Origin of the sequence: Histidinibacterium lentulum, from assembly GCF_003789055.1 — a bacterium.
GTDB lineage: Bacteria > Pseudomonadota > Alphaproteobacteria > Rhodobacterales > Rhodobacteraceae > Oceanicola > Oceanicola lentulus.
The window spans coordinates 322887-338124 of record NZ_ML119085.1; the positions used below are offsets into that span (position 1 = coordinate 322887).

Sequence of the window (15238 nt, forward strand, 5' to 3'; positions counted from 1 at the left end):
CCGGGTGCAGCATCTTCGCTTTCGAAATCGCAGGGAACCGCCATGATGTGCCACCTTCCAGCCGAACGCAGTCAGCCCGGGGGGAGGCCTCCCCCGTCAAGCCGATTCCGATGTCGAAACTCCAAGTCCGGCGCGGCACAGACACGCGTGCCGCTTCGATCCCGACGAAATGTGCCGGGCGACTCTCCGGTCGTGTACAAATGAACGTTAGGCAAGTTTGAATGATTCAGGCAAGATCAATGTGCGCAAACGAAATATAACTACCGTGAAGGAGGTGCTGGTAATGCTTTCGGAAACGGTGCGCCCCCTTTTCCGGGATTGCCCATGATCCCGGCCGATCAGCGGTCCGGGCCCGAACTGCGGATCGACGAAGCCCGGCTGCGCGCCGCCCCCGACCACCGCGCCGCTCTGCGAAACCTCGCGGCGTCCCTCGTCGCCGCGCTGCGCAAGCCGCCCCATTTCGTGCGCCTGACCGGCCTCGCGCCGACCGAACGCAGCGATCTCGCCGCGACGCTCGCCCGGCTCATCGCGGTCACCCCGCCGCATCCCCCCGGCATGGACCCCGAGCGCCTGCTGAAGCTCTCCTTCACCCAGGTGCGCGTGGACCCCGAGAAGGCCTCGGGTTCGGGTGCTGTCACCGCCTACAGCCGCACTGCGCAACCCCTCGCGCTGCACACCGACAGCTCCTACCTCGCGCGGCCGCATCCCCTCGTGCTGTTCCAGTTCGTCCGCGCCGACGAGGCAGGCGGGGCCTCGGTGATGGCCTCGGTCCATGACGTGATGCAGTCCGCAGGCCCCGAGCTGATCGCGGAGCTGATCAAGCCGCAGTTCCCCTTCGGCAAGGGCGACATGCCGATCCTCTTCGGCCGGCCCGACGATCCGCACATCCGCTACTACCGCAGCCAGATCGACACCGCCGTGGCCGAGGGCGCGGCGCTCTCCGATCCGGCGCGGGAGGCCCTCGACCGGCTCGACGCGCTGCTGGCCGGCCAGGTGCGCACCCACGAGTTCCACGCGGCCTCGGGCGAGATCGTCTTCATGCACAACACCCGCGTCCTGCACGGGCGCCGCGGCTTCGCAGAGACGAGCCCGCGGCTGATGTACCGCATCCGAATGCACACCGGCTGCCTTGGCTGAAGTCCGCCTCACCCCCCTGCGCCGCCGCGCGCCCGAGGCGGTCCGCGATCCCGCCCGCCGCGCGGCGCTGGCCTCGGCCTATGCCGCGGTGCGCGCGCGCCGCCGCGATCCGCACCGCAGGCTGGCGCTGGCCGAGGCGCTGATCGAGGCGGGTCACCCGCGCCGCGTCTACCGTCACCTGCGCTGGGCCATGGCCCTCGCCCCGCCGGACTGGGGCGGGCTGTCGCGCGTCGGAGAGGCCTTCTTCCGCATCGGCGAGCATGTCGCCGCAGGCCAGGTCTTCGCCCGCGCCCAGGGCCTCGGCGTGCTGGCGCCGCGCGCGCACCGCACCTATGCCGCGCTCCTGCACAAGGAGGGCAAGGTCCGGGACGCCCGCCGGATGCTCGCCCTCTCGGCCCTGATGGAGCCCCTGCGACGGCCGCCCGTGCATCACGCCGGGCGCCTCCAGGTGCTGCGACTCCGGTGCTTCGACAACAGCCGCTACCAGACCGAGCGCGGCCGCCGCTCCGGTCTCTGGACCCGCTCGCTCAAGAGCGGGCATTTCTCCCTCGCCGACCTGCTGCCGCCCGGAACTGCCGACCTGCATGTCCTCAGCGCCTGGGGCGACAGCCTCGCGCTGGTGGAGGAGCTGCCCGCCGTCGGCGTGCTGATCAACACCATCGCCTGCGCCGATCTCAACGGGCCGCAGCTGCGCAATGCCGAGTCGTTCCTCGCCAGGTTCCCGTACCTGCCCGTCATCAACCATCCGGAGCTTGTCCTCGGCACTGCCCGCCGTACCAACGCCCTGCGCCTGCCGCTGATCGACGGCATCCGCTTTCCCCGCACCGAGGCGGTGCAGATGGAGGAGCCCGCCGACACGCTGCGCCGGATCGAGGCCAAGGGCCTCGGCTATCCGCTGATCCTGCGCGTGGCGGGGACCCAGACCGGCCTGACGATGGAAAAGGCCGACACGCCCGAGGCCGCGCTGGCCTGGCTTCGCGCACGCACGCCACGGCAGGCGCTGCTGGCCATCGAATACCTCGATCTGCCCGATGCCGAGGGGCACTACCGCAAGATGCGCTGCTTCTTCATCGACGGGCAGCTATACCCGGTGGCGAGCCTCGTCAGCGACACATGGCAGATCCATTCCGGCGACCGCTACCGCGTGATGGACCGCCACGCCGCAGCGCAGGCCCGCGAGAGGGCCTGGCTCGAGGACCCGGAGGGCCATCTCGGCGCCCGCCCCGTCGCGGCCCTGCAGGAGGTGGCGGACCAGATCGGTCTCGATTTCTTCGGGATCGACTTCTGCCTCGATCCGGACGGCCGGGTCGTGGTCTTCGAGGCCAATGCCGCCATGCGCCACAATTTCGACCACGCGCGGGCCTTCCCCTACACCCGCCCGTATCTCGAGAGGATCAGCGACGCCTTCGTCGCCATGGTCCGCCGCCGCTCGGCCGTCTGAGACCCGGCCCGATGGCCCCGCGCCCCGCGGTCAGGCAGAGGCCAGGGCGCGCGAATCCTGCTCGAGGGCGGCGACGGACGCCGGATGACCGGCGCACCGCGCGACCCAGGCGCGGATCGCCGGATCGTCCGGCACAGCCTCGGGGAAGTAGGCAAAGGGTCCGTGCAGCAGCGTGTCGGCAACCGTGTAGCCGCAGTCCAGCAACCAGTCCCGTCCCCGCAACTGCCGCGACAGCCGGGCCGCGACCTCGCCGGGCCCCCGGATCGCCGCGGTGATCCACTCGTGCCGGACCCCCGCGGCCTCGCAGATCAGGACCGGCTCCATCACGGCGCCGTACCACGCAAGAAGCGACAGGAACGTGCCGCGCTCGGGATGGCCCGGCGGGCAGATCGCCTCGGCGTCGGGAAACAGTTCCGAGAGATAGGCGAGGATCGCGCCGCGCTCCCAGATCTCCACACTGTCATGGACGAGCAGCGGCACCTTGCCCTCGGGATGCGGATTGGCCGGATCGCGCCCCCCGCTGCCATCGACGCGGGGGATCGTGACCAGCCGGGTCTCGACGCGGTCGGCGACGCCCATCGCACAAAGCGCGGCGGTGATCGTGGTCGAGCGGGAGTGAGGCGAATGGTAGAGCGTGAGCATCGGAACCTCCATGTTGCGATGGGCCGGTTCTAGTCCCATGCTCCTGACAGAAACCGGCAGGATGCCATGGCCCGCAGCGACCGCCTCTTCCGACTTCTCGACGCGCTGCGCCGGCTGCCTCCGCCGGTGACGGCCGAGCGGCTGGCGACAGAGGCGGAGGTGTCGGTGCGGACGATCTACCGCGATATCGAGACGCTCCGCGCGGCCGGCGCCCGGATCGAGGGCGCGGCGGGCTGGGGGTACGGCCTGACAGAGGACCCGGCCCTCCCGCCGCAGCAGTTCACCCGCCTCGAGGTCGAGGCGGTCGCGATGGGTCTCATGGAAGTACGCCAGTCCGGCGACGCGACGCTGGCCGCGGCCGCGGAGACCGCGATGGCCCGGATCACGGCGGCCCTTCCGGAGCGCCGCCAGCGCGAGGCGCTGCACGCGGCGGTCCATCTCCACCGCGCCGCCGCCCGCGAGGCGCCGCAGGCGACCATCGACATGCTGCGCGAGGCGTGCTGGGACGAGATTGCCGTGGATCTCGTCTATCGCGACGCCGACGGCGAGGAGACCCGTCGGCGGGTGCTGCCGCTCTGCCTCGTCTATCTCGACCGGGTGCTGATCCTTCTGGCCTGGTGCGGGCTGCGCGAGGATTACCGACAGTTCCGCCTCGATCGCATCGCGGGTGCGACCCCCGCCGCCGAGAGCTTCCGCCCCCGCCGCGTGCCCCTCCTCAGGGCCTATATCGCGGGCATGGAGGAACGGGCCGGCCCGGAGAGGTGAGCGTCCCTCAGCCGGGGCCGATCGCGCCGCGCAGTCCGCCCGTCTGCGCCCGGTCGAGCAGCAGGTGATCGAGGATCACCGCCGCGACCATCGCCTCCCCCACCGGCACCGCGCGGATACCCACGCAGGGGTCGTGCCGGCCCTTCGTCACGACCTCGGTCGCCGTGCCGTCCTTGCGGATCGACCGCCGCGGCGACAGGATCGACGACGTCGGCTTCACCGCGAAGCGCAGCACGATGTCCTGCCCGGTGGAGATGCCGCCAAGGATGCCGCCCGCGTGATTGGAGGTGTATTCCGGCCCGTCCGGCCCCATGACGATCTCGTCCGCGTTGTCGCGCCCCGTCAGCGCGGCCGCCGCCATGCCCTCGCCGATCTCCACGCCCTTGACGGCGTTGATCGACATGCAGGCCGCCGCCAGATCGGTGTCGAGCTTGCCGTAGACCGGCGCGCCGAGGCCGGGGGGCACGCCTGTCGCCACCACCTCGATGACCGCGCCGACGGAGTTGTGGTCGTCCTTGCGGAGCCAGTCGAGATACGCCGCCCACTCCTCCGCCGCCTCGGCGTCGGGGCACCAGAACGGGTTGCGGTCGATCTCGGCAATGTCCATCCGCTTACGGTCGATGCGCTTCTCGCCCATCTGCACCATGTAGCCCGTGACGCTCAGCCCCGGCACCAGCTCGCCCAGCGCCGCCCGTGCGACGCCCCCCGCCGCGACCCGGGCCGCTGTCTCGCGCGCCGAGGACCGGCCGCCGCCGCGGAAGTCCCGGATGCCGTATTTCTGCCAGTAGGTGATATCCGCGTGGCCGGGGCGGAAGGTCTCGGCGATCTCGCCGTAATCCTTCGACCGCTGGTCCTGGTTCTCGATCATCAGCTGGATCGGCGTGCCCGTGGTGCGGTCCTCGAACACGCCCGACAGGATCCTGACCGCGTCGGGCTCGTTGCGCTGGGTGGTCATCTTCGACTGGCCGGGCCTGCGCCTGTCGAGCCAGACCTGGATCGCCTCGGCGGTCAGCGGCACATTCGGCGGGCAGCCGTCCACGGTGCAGCCCAGCGCCGGCCCGTGGCTCTCGCCCCAGGTGGTGACGCGGAAGACGTGGCCATAGGTGTTGAGGCTCATGGGGCGGGCTCCGGCGATGCGCCCCCTCTCCTAGCGGCGGCGTCCCCCCGGCTCAAGGTGGCGAGACGCGCTCGCAAGGGCGCGGCGAGCGGGGCTTGAAGCCACCGCCGGGGCGGCATAGCTTGCGCCTCACCTCGGGGTGCCCGGTCGACCGGGCTGAGATGCGACATCGCGAACCCGTTGAACCTGACCCGGCTCGTACCGGCGGAGGGAAGGTGAAGCGGCATCCCCCGCGCCTTTTTTCCGTCCGGCGCATGGAGGATGACATGAAGACCACAGCCACCATCGCAGGACTCCTGATGCTTCCCGCCGTCGCGGGGGCACAGACCCTGACCGTCTACACCTACGACAGCTTCGTGCCCGACTGGGGCCCGGGGCCGGCCATCGAGGAGGCCTTCGAGGCACAATGCGGCGGCTGCGACCTCGAGTTCGTCGCCGCGGGCGACGGCGCGGCGCTGCTGTCGCGCCTGCGGCTCGAGGGGGAGCGCACCGAAGCCGATATCATCCTTGGCCTCGACACCAACCTGATGGCCGCCGCCCGCGACACCGGGCTGCTCGCACCCCACGGCGTCGAGGCCCAGTTCGACCTGCCCATCTCGTGGGAGGACGACACCTTCCTGCCCTATGACTGGGGCCATTTCGCCTTTGTCGCCGACGCCGACACACCCGCTCCCTCGAGCTTCCGGGATCTGGCCGAGAGCGACCTGCGCCTCGCGATCCAGGACCCGCGCTCCTCCACCCCCGGTCTCGGGCTGGTGCTCTGGGTCGAGGCGGCCCATGGCGACGACGCCGCCGCGATCTGGGAGGGGCTCGCGGACAACGTTCTGACGGTTACCCCCGGCTGGTCAGAGGCCTATGACCTGTTCCTCTCGGGAGAGGCCGACGCGGTGCTGTCCTACACCACCTCGCCCGCCTATCACCTGATCGCGGAAGAGGATGACAGCAAGGTCGCCTGGGCCTTCGACGAGGGCCATTACATGCAGATCGAGGTGGCCGCGATCGTCGCGGGCACGGATCAGCCCGACCTCGCGCGCGACTTCATGGCCTTCATCGCCACCGATGCCTTCCAGTCGGTGATCCCGACGACCAACTGGATGTATCCCGCCGTCGTCCCCGAAGGCGGCCTGCCCGAGGGGTTCGACACGCTGGTGCAGCCCGACGTCAGCCTGCTCTTCCCGCCCGAAGAGGCGGCCGACCGGCGCGAGGGGGCCATCGCCACCTGGCGCGACGCGCTGGCGCAGTGAGATGAGCCTCTCCCGGCCCGGCCTCTTCGTGGCCGGGCTGATCTTCCTGCTGACCCTCGGCACGCTGGGCGCGGTGGCCCTTCGGGCCGAGACGGGGGGCGGGCTGTCGCCGGCGGACTGGGCGGCGGTGCGCTTCACGGTCCTGCAGGCGTTCCTGTCGGCGCTCTTCTCCGTCCTCCTCGCGATCCCCGTGGCCCGCGCGCTGGCGCGGCGCAGCTTCCCGGGACGCGGCGCAGTGGTGACACTCCTCGGCGCGCCGTTCCTGCTGCCGGTCGTGGTGGCGGTGATGGGCCTCCTGACGGTCTACGGCCGGCGCGGCTGGCTGGGCTCCGTCTTCGCCGGTCTGGGCCTGCCGCCCCCCGACATCTACGGGCTCGAGGGCGTGGTCCTCGCCCATGTCTTCTTCAACCTGCCGCTGGCGGCGCGGATCCTGCTGATGGGCTGGCTCGCCATCCCCGCCGAACGCTTCCGCCTCGCCGCCCACCTCGGCGCGCCGGTGGGGCGGGTGCTCGAAGGACCGATGCTGCGCACCCTGCTGCCCGGCGCCTTCCTGACCATCTTCCTGATCTGCCTGACGTCCTTCGCCGTCGCGCTGATCCTCGGCGGCGGCCCCCGCGCCACGACGGTGGAGCTTGCCATCTACCAGGCATTGCGGTTCGAGTTCGACCTCGGGCGCGCGGCACTTCTGGCGCTGATCCAGTTCGGCCTCTGCGCCGCCGCTGCCGCGCTCGCGTTCGGGATCGCCCTGCCCGATGCCATGGGCGGCGGGCTCGACCGGACGGTGCGGCGCTGGGACGGCTCGCGCATCGTGGACGCGCTCTGGATCGCCGCCGCCGCGCTGTTCCTGCTGGTGCCCCTCGCCGCCGTCGCGCTGCGCGGCTTGGGCGGACTTCTGGAGATGCCCGCGTCGGTCTGGGCCGCCGCCGCGCGGTCGATGGCCGTGGCGCTCGTGTCCACCGCGCTCGCCATGGTCCTGTCCCTCGCTCTGGCGCTGCGCGACGGCCGCGCGGCGGCCCTGGCGGGCGTCCTGCCGCTCGCCGCCTCGCCCCTCGTCGTGGGAACGGGACTCTTCATCCTCGTGCAGCCCGTCATGGCGCCCGCCTCCGTGGCCCTGCCGGTCACGGCGCTCGTCAACGCGCTGCTGACCGTGCCCTTCGCCGTCCGCGTCCTTTCCCCCGCCCTGCGCCAGATCGAAGCGCGGCACGGGCGGCTGGCCGATGCGCTGGGGCTCTTCGGCGTGGCGCGGCTGCGGCTGGTGCTGCTCCCGCGCCTGCGCGCGCCGCTCGGTTTCGCTGCCGGGCTGGCGGCGGCGCTGTCGATGGGCGACCTTGGGGTGATCACGCTCTTCGCCGGAACCGGCGAGGCGACCCTGCCGCTGGAGATGTACCGCCTGATGGGCTCCTACCGCACCGAGGCCGCCGCCGGGGCGGCGCTGCTCCTCGTGACGCTCAGCTTCGGGCTGTTCTGGATCTTCGACCGATGGGGCCGCCGTGCTGACGCTCACTGACCTCAGGCTGGCGCGCGAGGGGTTCACCCTCGCCGCCGACCTCTCCCTGCCGCCCGGCGTGACCGCCGTGATCGGACCTTCGGGCGGCGGCAAGTCCACCCTGCTCGATGCCGTGGGCGGGTTTCTCGCGCCTGTCTCGGGCCGGGTGGAGGTGGACGGGCGCGACATCACCGCCCTGCCGCCCGCGGAGCGGCCGGTCGCGCAGCTCTTCCAGGACGGCAATCTCTTCCCGCACCTGACCCTGGCCGAGAACGTGGGCCTCGGCATCGCGGCGTCGCGCGCCGCCGCGCGCGATCCGCGTGTGGCGCAGGTGCTGGCGCGGGTGGGCCTCGAGGGCCTCGGCGACCGCAGGCCCGCGCGCCTGTCGGGCGGTCAGCAAAGCCGCGCCGCGCTGGCCCGCGCGCTGGTGCAGGACCGGCCCGTGGTGTTGCTCGACGAGCCCTTCTCGGCGCTCGGTCCCGGCCTGAAACAGGAGATGCTGGCCCTGGCGGCCGAGGTGCTGGCCGCGCCGGGGCGACTGATGCTCATGGTCACCCACGACCCGGAGGATGCGCGCAGCGTGGCCGACAGCGTGGTGCTGGTGGCGGACGGACGCGCGACCGGTCCCTTCGAGACCGGAGCCCTCTTCGCCGACCCGCCGCCGGCGCTCAGGGCCTATCTGGGGGACTGACGGCCGGCCGGGGTGCAGGGGTGAAGCCCCACCGACAAGGGCTGGGGGATCACCCAGCGTGACATGCCGGACGTATGCCCGGCCTACGCGCGCTCCCCAAAGGCCCGCCGATCGGATCGTGGCTCGGAACCTGACACCGGCTTGGGAGTGATCTGTGGAGTAGGCCGGCCGTAACGCGAACGGCCCGCCGGAGGGCGGGCCGCTGCGATCCGGTCGGGAGGCGCGCCTATTCGGCGGCACGCTTCTTGGCGGCCTTCTTGTGCGGCGCCCAGAGCCGCTTGTTCGTCAGGTAGAGCAGCACGGACAGCACGGTGAGGAAGATCACGCCCGTGAGCCCCGCCTCCTTGCGCGCGTTCAGCTTCGGCTCGGCCGTCCACATCAGGAAGGCGGCGACGTCCTTCGACACGCTCTCGAGGTCGGCCGGCGCGCCGTCGGCATACTCCACGTCGTCACCATAGAGCGGCGGCGCCATCGAGATGTAGCTGCCCGGGACCCTCGGAGTACCGTCCGGGTAGTAGCAGGTCTCCGGCAGGCCGCCCGCGGCGAAGGCGATGTTGTAGTAGCCGTCCATCGGGTCGCTCTCGAGGGCGCACTCGGGCTCCTCGACATAGCCCGTCATCAGCGAGGCGATGTACTCCGGACCGCCCATCCCGTTGAAGAACTGCGCGAGGCCGGTGCCGTAGGGCCCGCTGAACCCGGCGCGGGACTTGGCCATCAGGCTGAGGTCGGGCGCGGTCGCGAGTTGGCTCATGGGGAAGCGGTCCTGCGGCGCCGCGGGACGCCAGTCACCCTCGCCGTCGAACAGCGTCGGGTCCCAGACCTCGAAGGTCTCGGCATAGGCGCGCATCTGCTCCTCGGGCAGTTCCGGGCCGCCCTGGTCCGAGAGGTTGCGGAACGACAGGTACTGCAGCCCGTGACAGGCCGAGCAGATCTCGGTGTAGACCTGCAGGCCCCGCTGGAGCTGCTGCGTGTCGTAGCTGCCGAAGGGCCCCTCGAAGGGGAAGGCGTAGTTCGTGACCTCCCCGCCGCCGCCGGCGGCGACGGCCGGCCCCGCCCCGAAGGAAAGGGCGCAGGCCGTGGTCAGTGCGAGTTTGCGGAACATCTGGGTCTTGTCCTTTCTCACTCGGCGGGCGTCGGCGTCGCGGCGCCGCCGGTCCCGGCCTTCCCGGCCTTCGAGAGCACGTCGTCCTCGATGGTCGCGGGCTGCGGAAGCGGTTTCTCGATCACCCCGAGCAGCGGCAGGATCACGAGGAAATAGCCGAAGTAGTAGCAGGTCGTGATCAGCGCGATCGTCGGATAGATGCCCTCGGCCGGCATGGCCCCGGTCCATCCGAGGATCACGAAGTTCACGATGAACAGCCAGTACCACCACTTGAACATCGGCCGGTAGCGGCCCGACCGGACCGACGAGGTGTCGAGCCAGGGCGCCAGCGCCATGACGACGATCGCGCCGAACATCGCGACCACGCCAAAGAAGGCGGCGTCGACGATCCCGAAGGTGATCCAGTTCACGAACATCACCAGCCACACGTCGGGTGTGAAGGCCCGCAGCACCGCGTAGAACGGCAGGAAGTACCATTCGGGCACGATGTGCGACGGCGTCGCGAGCGGGTTCGCCTCGATGTAGTTGTCCGGGTGGCCGAGATAGTTCGGCATGAAGCCCACGATGGCCACGAAGACGGCAAGGATGATCGCCAGCGCGAAGAGGTCCTTGATCACGAAGTAGGGCCAGAAGGGCAGCGTGTCGCGCTCCGCCTCCTCCTTGGAACCGCGGCGCACCTCGACCCCGGTGGGGTTGTTGTTGCCCGTGGTATGGAAGGCCCAGATGTGCACGATCGTGAGGCCCAGGATGATGAAGGGCAGCAGATAGTGCAGCGAGAAGAACCGGTTCAGCGCGGGCTGGCCCACGGCGCTGGCGCCAAGGAGCCAGGTCTGCACCGCCTCGCCCACGAAGGGGATGGCGCCGAAGAGGCCCGTGATCACCGCCGTGCCGTGGAAGGACATCTGGCCCCAGGGCAGGACGTACCCCATGAAGGCCGTGCCCATCATCAGCACGAACATCAGGATGCCGATGATCCACGTCACCTCGCGCGGGCTCTTGTAGGAGCCGTAGTAGAGGTTGCGGAAGATGTGCAGATAGACCGCCACGAAGAAGAGCGACGCGCCGTTCTGGTGGAAATAGCGGATCATGTGCCCGCCGTTCACGTCGCGCATGATGTGCTCGACCGAGGCGAAGGCCATGTCGACGTGCGGGACGTAGTGCATCACCAGCACGACGCCGGTGACGATCTGCATCACCAGCGTGAAGGTCAGAACGATGCCCCAGATCCACATCCAGTTCAGGTTGCGGGGGGTGGGGATCATCAGCGTGTCGTACATCAGCCCGACGATGGGCAGCCGGCGGTGGAGCCACTTCTCTCCGCCCGACTTCGGCTCGTAATGGTCGTGGGGAATACCGGCCATCAGCGGATCTCCTTAACCGAGTTGAATGGTCGTGTCGTCCACGAAGGACGCCACGGGAATGGGCAGGTTGCGGGGGGCGGGACCGCGCCGGATCCGGCCGGCCGTATCGTAATGGGAGCCGTGGCAGGGGCAGAACCAGCCGTTGAAATCGCCCGCCTCGCCCAGCGGCACGCAGCCCAGATGGGTGCACACGCCCATCTGCACGAGGATCGCGCCGTCCGCATAGCCCGCACCTTCGGGCGCGGCGAGCGCGCGGTTCTCGTCGGAGGCGGGAATGTCGTCGCCGAGGTTCTCGTTATAGGCCTCGGGATCGGGCAGGGAGGAGACATCCGTCTGCCGGGCCGCGGCGATCTCGGCTTCGGTGCGCCAGCGGATGAACACGGGCTTGCCCTGCCAGAGGACGGTCAGCTGGTCGCCCTCCGACAGCTGGCTGATATCGACCCGGATCGAGGCGAGCGCGAGCACGTCCGCCGACGGGTTCATCTGGTTCACGAGGGGCCAGACCGCGGCACCCGTGACCACGGCACCGGCGCCGGCCGTGGCATAATAGATGAAGTCACGGCGGGTGCCCTGGGGTTCGTCTGCGTGCGACACGTCAAACATCTCCGTTTCTGCGGGCCCATCGGGCCAAGGGGGCGATGGCCGCCGGACAGGTCCCGAAGGCCGAATGCGGCGCGTTCTATATGGCGCCTTACGGGCCGTCCAGCAGTCAAGAAAGCGCAGGTTGTCGCAACTCGGACAGACCTCAAGCGCTCTCCGCTTCGCCGGGCCGGGGGCGCCATGGCAGGACGGACCTGCCCGACATTCCGCCGCATGACGGGACATAGGGCGGCGGTCACCGTCGTGTCTCCGCTGCGTCAGCTTGCCCCACCGGCAGTCCAGCCCGGGTCCGCCTTCGGCTCAGCCCGGTGCCGTCTCCTGCATCGAGGGCCGCGCATTGAACCGCCCGAACCACTCCGCGAGACCCGGCGCGGCCTCGCGCCAGTCGCGCTCGGGCAGCCGGAAATCCACATAGGCGAGCCCGCAACCCACCGCGATCTGGCCCGCGTCCAGCGGCCCGGCGAGATGGCTCAGCCACCGCGCCTCCAGCGCCTCGACGCTGCGCGCCACCTTGCCCCACTGCGCCTCGATCCAGCCCGCCGAGGCGCCCTCGCTGCCGACGAACCGTGCCTGGTAGACCATGGCGATGCCCGAATCGGACAGCCCGTGCCCCGTCGCCTCGAGTGTCAGCACCTCCCAGATCCGCGCATCCGGATAGAGCTTTCCGCCCGCCAGATCGTCGAGATAGCGGCAGATCACCCGGCTGTCGTACATCGAGGGCGCGCCGTCCCGCACCAGAGAGGGGATGCGCCCGGTCGGATTGGCCGACACCGCCCGCGGATTGCTGTCGAGAGGGGTCGTCTGCACCGACACCTCCTCGACGCGATCCGTCAGGCCCAGCTCCCGCAGGGCGACTCGGGCCATCCGGGCATAGGGCGAAGGCGGGGACATCAGAAGCTGCATGGCGGGCACCCTGTGGTCATGTGATCGCCGCGGACGCTAGCCCGGGCGCGGCCCGGGGGCCAGCCCCCGGCGGACCTCAGGCCTCGTCCATCAGACGCGCCACCTCGGCCGGTTCGCTGCCATGGGTGCCCGCCATCCGCGCGGCGGCGGCGCGGCGCACCTCCGCGGGCTTGTTCTGGCCGAGCTTCCAGGTCCCGTCGATCCGCGCGATCTCCAGCCGGAACGGCAGGATCTGCCGCAGCATCCGCGCGATGGCCTCTTCCGACATTTTCGCCATGGTCCAGGGCGCCTTGCCCAGCCCCGACTCGAACCCCGCCGACTGCCGCTCCAGCATCGGCCGCATCTCCGCGGCGTCCAGCGGCAGGAGCCGCCCGCGCAGGTGCACGGCGACGTAGTTCCACGTGGGCACCTGGTCCGCCACGCCGTACCAGTCCGGAGAGACATAGGCATCGGGCCCGGTCACCGCGATCACCGCCTCCACGGGCGCCATCCGCGCGATCGGACCCGACCGCACGAGGTGCAGCTCGGCGCTCCGCCGGTCCGCGGAGAGCAGGAAGGGCACATGGGCCAGCACCGGCCCCTCCGCCCCGTTCACCGCCAGAACGCCGAAGCCGCGCTCCGCCGCAAACGCCGCGCTGCGCTCTTCGGTCTCGCCGCGAAAGGCCGGGTTCGGGTGCATGACCCCGCCTGCCCCGGCTCAGTCCTTGGCGCGCTCGACGTAGGTCGCGTCCTCGGTGTTCACCACCACCCGGGTGCCCACGCCGATATGGGGCGGCACCATCACCCGCACGCCGTTGTCGGCCATGGCGGGCTTGTAGGAGGACGAGGCCGTCTGCCCCTTCACCACGGGCTCGGTCTCGACGATCTCCACCGTGACCTTCTGCGGCAGGTCGAGCGCGATCGCCACCTCGTTGTGCACGGCAAGATGGCACAGCATCCCGTCCTGCAGCCAGACCTTGCTGTCGCCCACCACGTCCTCGGCCACCGCGACCTGCTCGTAGGTCTCGGGGTTCATGAAGTGGTAGCCCTCGCCGTCGGCATAGAGGAACTGGAACTCGCTCTGCTCCACATGGGCGCGCTCGACGCTGTCCGTGGTCTTCCAGCGGTCGCTGACCTTCACCCCGTCCGAGATCCGGCGCATGTCGATCTGGGTCACGGGCGTGCCCTTGCCGGGGTGGAAATTCTCGGCCCGGAGGATGACGTAGAGCTTCTCGTCGATCTCGACGACGTTGCCCTTCCTCAGCTGGGACGCGATGACCTTGGCCATGGACGCCTCTCCTTGTGTCGGATCGGTTGCTTGATTACCGCGCGGCCTATCGCATCCCGCGGCGGAGGACCAGAGATGACGGACAGGCCATGGTGGGACCCCGCGCGCCACGCGGACCGCCGCCCCCTGCTTCTGGCGCGCAACCGAATCCGCCGCGCGCTGACCGACTGGTTCGAGGCCGAGGGCTTCACCGAGGCCGATCCCGCCTGCCTCGTCCCCGTCCCGGGGGCGGAGGTGCATCTCCACGCGCTCCCGGTCACCGCCACCTCGCCCGACCTGACGACGCGCCGCGCCTGGCTCCAGACCAGCCCCGAGTTCGCCCTGAAGAAGCTGATCGCCGCCGGCGAGACGCGGCTCTTCTCCTTCGCCCGAGTCTGGCGCGACCGCGAGGGCGGCCCGCGCCACGCCACCGAATTCACCATGCTCGAATGGTATCGCGCCGGCGCGGACTACACGCAGCTGATGGAGGATTGCGCCACCGTTCTGCGCATCGCCGCCGAAGCCGCGGGCACCTCGGTCTTCCGCCACGAGACGGCAAGCTGCGATCCCTTCGCCCCCCTGCGCCGGGTGACCGTCGCGGAGGCCTTCGCGGCCGAGGGCATCGACCTTCTCGCCACCCTGCCCGAGACCGACCCGGTGCCCCTGGCCGCGGCGCTCGCCCAGGCGGGCATCCCGCACCGTCCCGGCGACAGCTGGTCCGATCTCTTCTCCAAGGCCCTGACAGAGCGGATCGAGCCCGGCCTCGGCCCCGCCGCCACGATCCTCGACCGCTACCCCGCGCCCGAGGCGGCCCTCGCCCGCCGGACGCCGGAGGATCCGCGCACCGCCGAGAGGTTCGAACTCTTCGCCTGCGGGGTGGAACTCGCCAATGCCTTCGGCGAACTCACCGATCCCGCCGAGCAGCGCGCCCGCTTCACAGCCGACATGGCGTTGCGGGCGCACCTCTACGGAGAAGCCTACCCGATCGACGAGGATCTCCTCGCCGCCCTCGCGCAGATGCCGCCCACCTCCGGGATCGCGCTCGGCTTCGACCGGCTGGTGATGCTCGCCACCGGTGCGCCCCGCCTTGCGGACGTGATGTGGAGCCCGCCCGCCTGACCCGGCGGACCACGCCCCCGTTTTTCTGGCCGGAAATATCCCGGGGAATCGGCCAACGGCCGATGGGGCAGCGCCCCGAACCGCCCGGTCCCGCCACAGGCGGGGCCGGGCTCAAGGCAGCGCGCCGAAGGCGCACATTCAGATTACGCCATGTATCCCCGCTCGATCCGCAGGAACTCGCGCACGCGGGGGCTGGCCTGCCCCTTGCGCATCCGCCGCTGCAACATGAGCGCCGCGCGGTCCGGGTTCTGCGCGCGCTCGAGGTTGAGGAAATGGCGCACGCGCATCGCGTCGGCGCGGCGGCGGGGCTGGTCGATCACATGCCTGGTCATCGTCGTCCTCCTTGGCTTGCACCTGACACACCATAACAGATTCGCGGGCAGA

Annotated in this window: 16 protein-coding genes and 1 riboswitch; of the genes, 7 read left to right on the top strand and 9 right to left on the bottom strand. The window is 70.7% G+C overall.

Features of this window, described 5'->3' with window-relative positions; genetic code table 11:
- Nucleotides 1–324 precede the first annotated feature (324 nt).
- Nucleotides 325–1137 (top strand): TauD/TfdA family dioxygenase, encoded by an 813-nt coding sequence (locus EAT49_RS12140; protein WP_123642592.1) that lies wholly within the window; start codon nucleotides 325–327, stop codon nucleotides 1135–1137.
- Nucleotides 1130–2578, top strand: coding sequence for an ATP-grasp domain-containing protein (locus EAT49_RS12145; RefSeq protein WP_123642593.1), 1449 nt, complete (start codon nucleotides 1130–1132; stop codon nucleotides 2576–2578). Before EAT49_RS12140 ends, EAT49_RS12145 begins: the two co-directional genes overlap by 8 nt.
- A 30-nt stretch (nucleotides 2579–2608) precedes the next feature.
- On the opposite strand, the gene EAT49_RS12150 is transcribed toward EAT49_RS12145, so the two are convergent.
- The gene (locus EAT49_RS12150) at nucleotides 2609–3220 is read right to left on the bottom strand and encodes a glutathione S-transferase family protein (protein ID WP_123642637.1); all 612 of its coding nucleotides are present in this window, start codon (nucleotides 3218–3220) and stop codon (nucleotides 2609–2611) included.
- 66 nt (nucleotides 3221–3286) lie between these two features.
- On the opposite strand from EAT49_RS12150, the gene EAT49_RS12155 reads away from it, so the two are divergent.
- Nucleotides 3287–3985: a helix-turn-helix transcriptional regulator gene (locus EAT49_RS12155; protein ID WP_123642594.1), complete on the top strand. Its 699-nt coding sequence runs from the start codon at nucleotides 3287–3289 to the stop codon at nucleotides 3983–3985.
- Nucleotides 3986–3992: 7 nt separating this feature from the next.
- Here the strand turns inward: EAT49_RS12155 and aroC are convergent, their stop codons facing one another.
- Nucleotides 3993–5102 carry a chorismate synthase gene (aroC, locus tag EAT49_RS12160; protein WP_123642595.1) on the bottom strand — a complete coding sequence of 370 codons (1110 nt, stop codon included), beginning with the start codon at nucleotides 5100–5102 and terminating at the stop codon, nucleotides 3993–3995.
- A 125-nt stretch (nucleotides 5103–5227) separates the two neighbouring features.
- Nucleotides 5228–5332, top strand: a riboswitch (TPP riboswitch).
- A 36-nt stretch (nucleotides 5333–5368) separates the two neighbouring features.
- Here aroC and thiB point away from each other — a divergent pair.
- The 3 genes from thiB to EAT49_RS12175 are packed head-to-tail and all read left to right on the top strand — an operon-like array spanning nucleotide 5369 to nucleotide 8523.
- On the top strand, nucleotides 5369–6346 hold the full coding sequence (thiB, locus tag EAT49_RS12165; RefSeq protein ID WP_123642596.1) for a thiamine ABC transporter substrate binding subunit: 978 nt from the start codon (nucleotides 5369–5371) through the stop codon (nucleotides 6344–6346).
- Between the two features lies 1 nt (nucleotide 6347).
- Entirely contained in the window at nucleotides 6348–7853 is a 1506-nt protein-coding gene (locus tag EAT49_RS12170) for an ABC transporter permease family protein (RefSeq protein ID WP_123642597.1), read from the top strand.
- Nucleotides 7837–8523: a thiamine ABC transporter ATP-binding protein gene (locus EAT49_RS12175; RefSeq protein ID WP_185020738.1), complete on the top strand. Its 687-nt coding sequence runs from the start codon at nucleotides 7837–7839 to the stop codon at nucleotides 8521–8523. The genes EAT49_RS12170 and EAT49_RS12175 overlap by 17 nt, the downstream gene beginning before the upstream one ends.
- A 226-nt stretch (nucleotides 8524–8749) precedes the next feature.
- On the opposite strand, the gene EAT49_RS12180 is transcribed toward EAT49_RS12175, so the two are convergent.
- The 6 genes from EAT49_RS12180 to efp all read right to left on the bottom strand — a co-directional run bounded on the left by EAT49_RS12180 (nucleotide 8750) and on the right by efp (nucleotide 13756).
- A complete protein-coding gene (locus EAT49_RS12180) occupies nucleotides 8750–9625 on the bottom strand; it encodes a cytochrome c1 (protein ID WP_123642598.1) in 876 nt (291 codons plus the stop codon).
- 17 nt (nucleotides 9626–9642) lie between these two features.
- Entirely contained in the window at nucleotides 9643–10986 is a 1344-nt protein-coding gene (locus EAT49_RS12185; protein WP_123642599.1) for a cytochrome b, read from the bottom strand.
- Nucleotides 10987–10998: 12 nt separating this feature from the next.
- Entirely contained in the window at nucleotides 10999–11580 is a 582-nt protein-coding gene (petA, locus tag EAT49_RS12190) for a ubiquinol-cytochrome c reductase iron-sulfur subunit (RefSeq protein WP_123642600.1), read from the bottom strand.
- 306 nt (nucleotides 11581–11886) lie between these two features.
- A complete protein-coding gene (locus EAT49_RS12195) occupies nucleotides 11887–12489 on the bottom strand; it encodes a glutathione S-transferase (protein ID WP_123642601.1) in 603 nt (200 codons plus the stop codon).
- A 76-nt stretch (nucleotides 12490–12565) separates the two neighbouring features.
- Nucleotides 12566–13168: an FMN-binding negative transcriptional regulator gene (locus tag EAT49_RS12200; RefSeq protein WP_123642602.1), complete on the bottom strand. Its 603-nt coding sequence runs from the start codon at nucleotides 13166–13168 to the stop codon at nucleotides 12566–12568.
- Between the two features lie 18 nt (nucleotides 13169–13186).
- Nucleotides 13187–13756 (bottom strand): elongation factor P, encoded by a 570-nt coding sequence (gene efp, locus EAT49_RS12205; protein WP_123642603.1) that lies wholly within the window; start codon nucleotides 13754–13756, stop codon nucleotides 13187–13189.
- Nucleotides 13757–13831: 75 nt separating this feature from the next.
- Here efp and epmA point away from each other — a divergent pair, with 75 nt between their 5' ends.
- Complete coding sequence (gene epmA, locus EAT49_RS12210; RefSeq protein ID WP_123642604.1) at nucleotides 13832–14854, top strand: EF-P lysine aminoacylase EpmA; 1023 nt, start codon at nucleotides 13832–13834, stop codon at nucleotides 14852–14854.
- 143 nt (nucleotides 14855–14997) lie between these two features.
- On the opposite strand, the gene EAT49_RS12215 is transcribed toward epmA, so the two are convergent.
- A complete protein-coding gene (locus tag EAT49_RS12215) occupies nucleotides 14998–15186 on the bottom strand; it encodes a hypothetical protein (RefSeq protein ID WP_123642605.1) in 189 nt (62 codons plus the stop codon).
- Nucleotides 15187–15238: the final 52 nt, after the last annotated feature.

Excerpts from the sequence above, each read along its gene's own strand:
- EAT49_RS12200 (WP_123642602.1), bottom strand. The coding sequence starts at position 13,168 with ATGCACCCGAACCCGGCCTTTCGCGGCGAGACCGAAGAGCGCAGCGCG.
- efp (WP_123642603.1), bottom strand. The coding sequence starts at position 13,756 with ATGGCCAAGGTCATCGCGTCCCAGCTGAGGAAGGGCAACGTCGTCGAG.
- EAT49_RS12155 (WP_123642594.1), top strand. The coding sequence starts at position 3,287 with ATGGCCCGCAGCGACCGCCTCTTCCGACTTCTCGACGCGCTGCGCCGG.
- EAT49_RS12150 (WP_123642637.1), bottom strand. The coding sequence starts at position 3,220 with ATGCTCACGCTCTACCATTCGCCTCACTCCCGCTCGACCACGATCACC.
- EAT49_RS12185 (WP_123642599.1), bottom strand. The coding sequence starts at position 10,986 with ATGGCCGGTATTCCCCACGACCATTACGAGCCGAAGTCGGGCGGAGAG.
- aroC (WP_123642595.1), bottom strand. The coding sequence starts at position 5,102 with ATGAGCCTCAACACCTATGGCCACGTCTTCCGCGTCACCACCTGGGGC.
- thiB (WP_123642596.1), top strand. The coding sequence starts at position 5,369 with ATGAAGACCACAGCCACCATCGCAGGACTCCTGATGCTTCCCGCCGTC.
- EAT49_RS12170 (WP_123642597.1), top strand. The coding sequence starts at position 6,348 with ATGAGCCTCTCCCGGCCCGGCCTCTTCGTGGCCGGGCTGATCTTCCTG.
- EAT49_RS12215 (WP_123642605.1), bottom strand. The coding sequence starts at position 15,186 with ATGACCAGGCATGTGATCGACCAGCCCCGCCGCCGCGCCGACGCGATG.
- EAT49_RS12140 (WP_123642592.1), top strand. The coding sequence starts at position 325 with ATGATCCCGGCCGATCAGCGGTCCGGGCCCGAACTGCGGATCGACGAA.
- epmA (WP_123642604.1), top strand. The coding sequence starts at position 13,832 with ATGACGGACAGGCCATGGTGGGACCCCGCGCGCCACGCGGACCGCCGC.
- EAT49_RS12180 (WP_123642598.1), bottom strand. The coding sequence starts at position 9,625 with ATGTTCCGCAAACTCGCACTGACCACGGCCTGCGCCCTTTCCTTCGGG.
- EAT49_RS12195 (WP_123642601.1), bottom strand. The coding sequence starts at position 12,489 with ATGCAGCTTCTGATGTCCCCGCCTTCGCCCTATGCCCGGATGGCCCGA.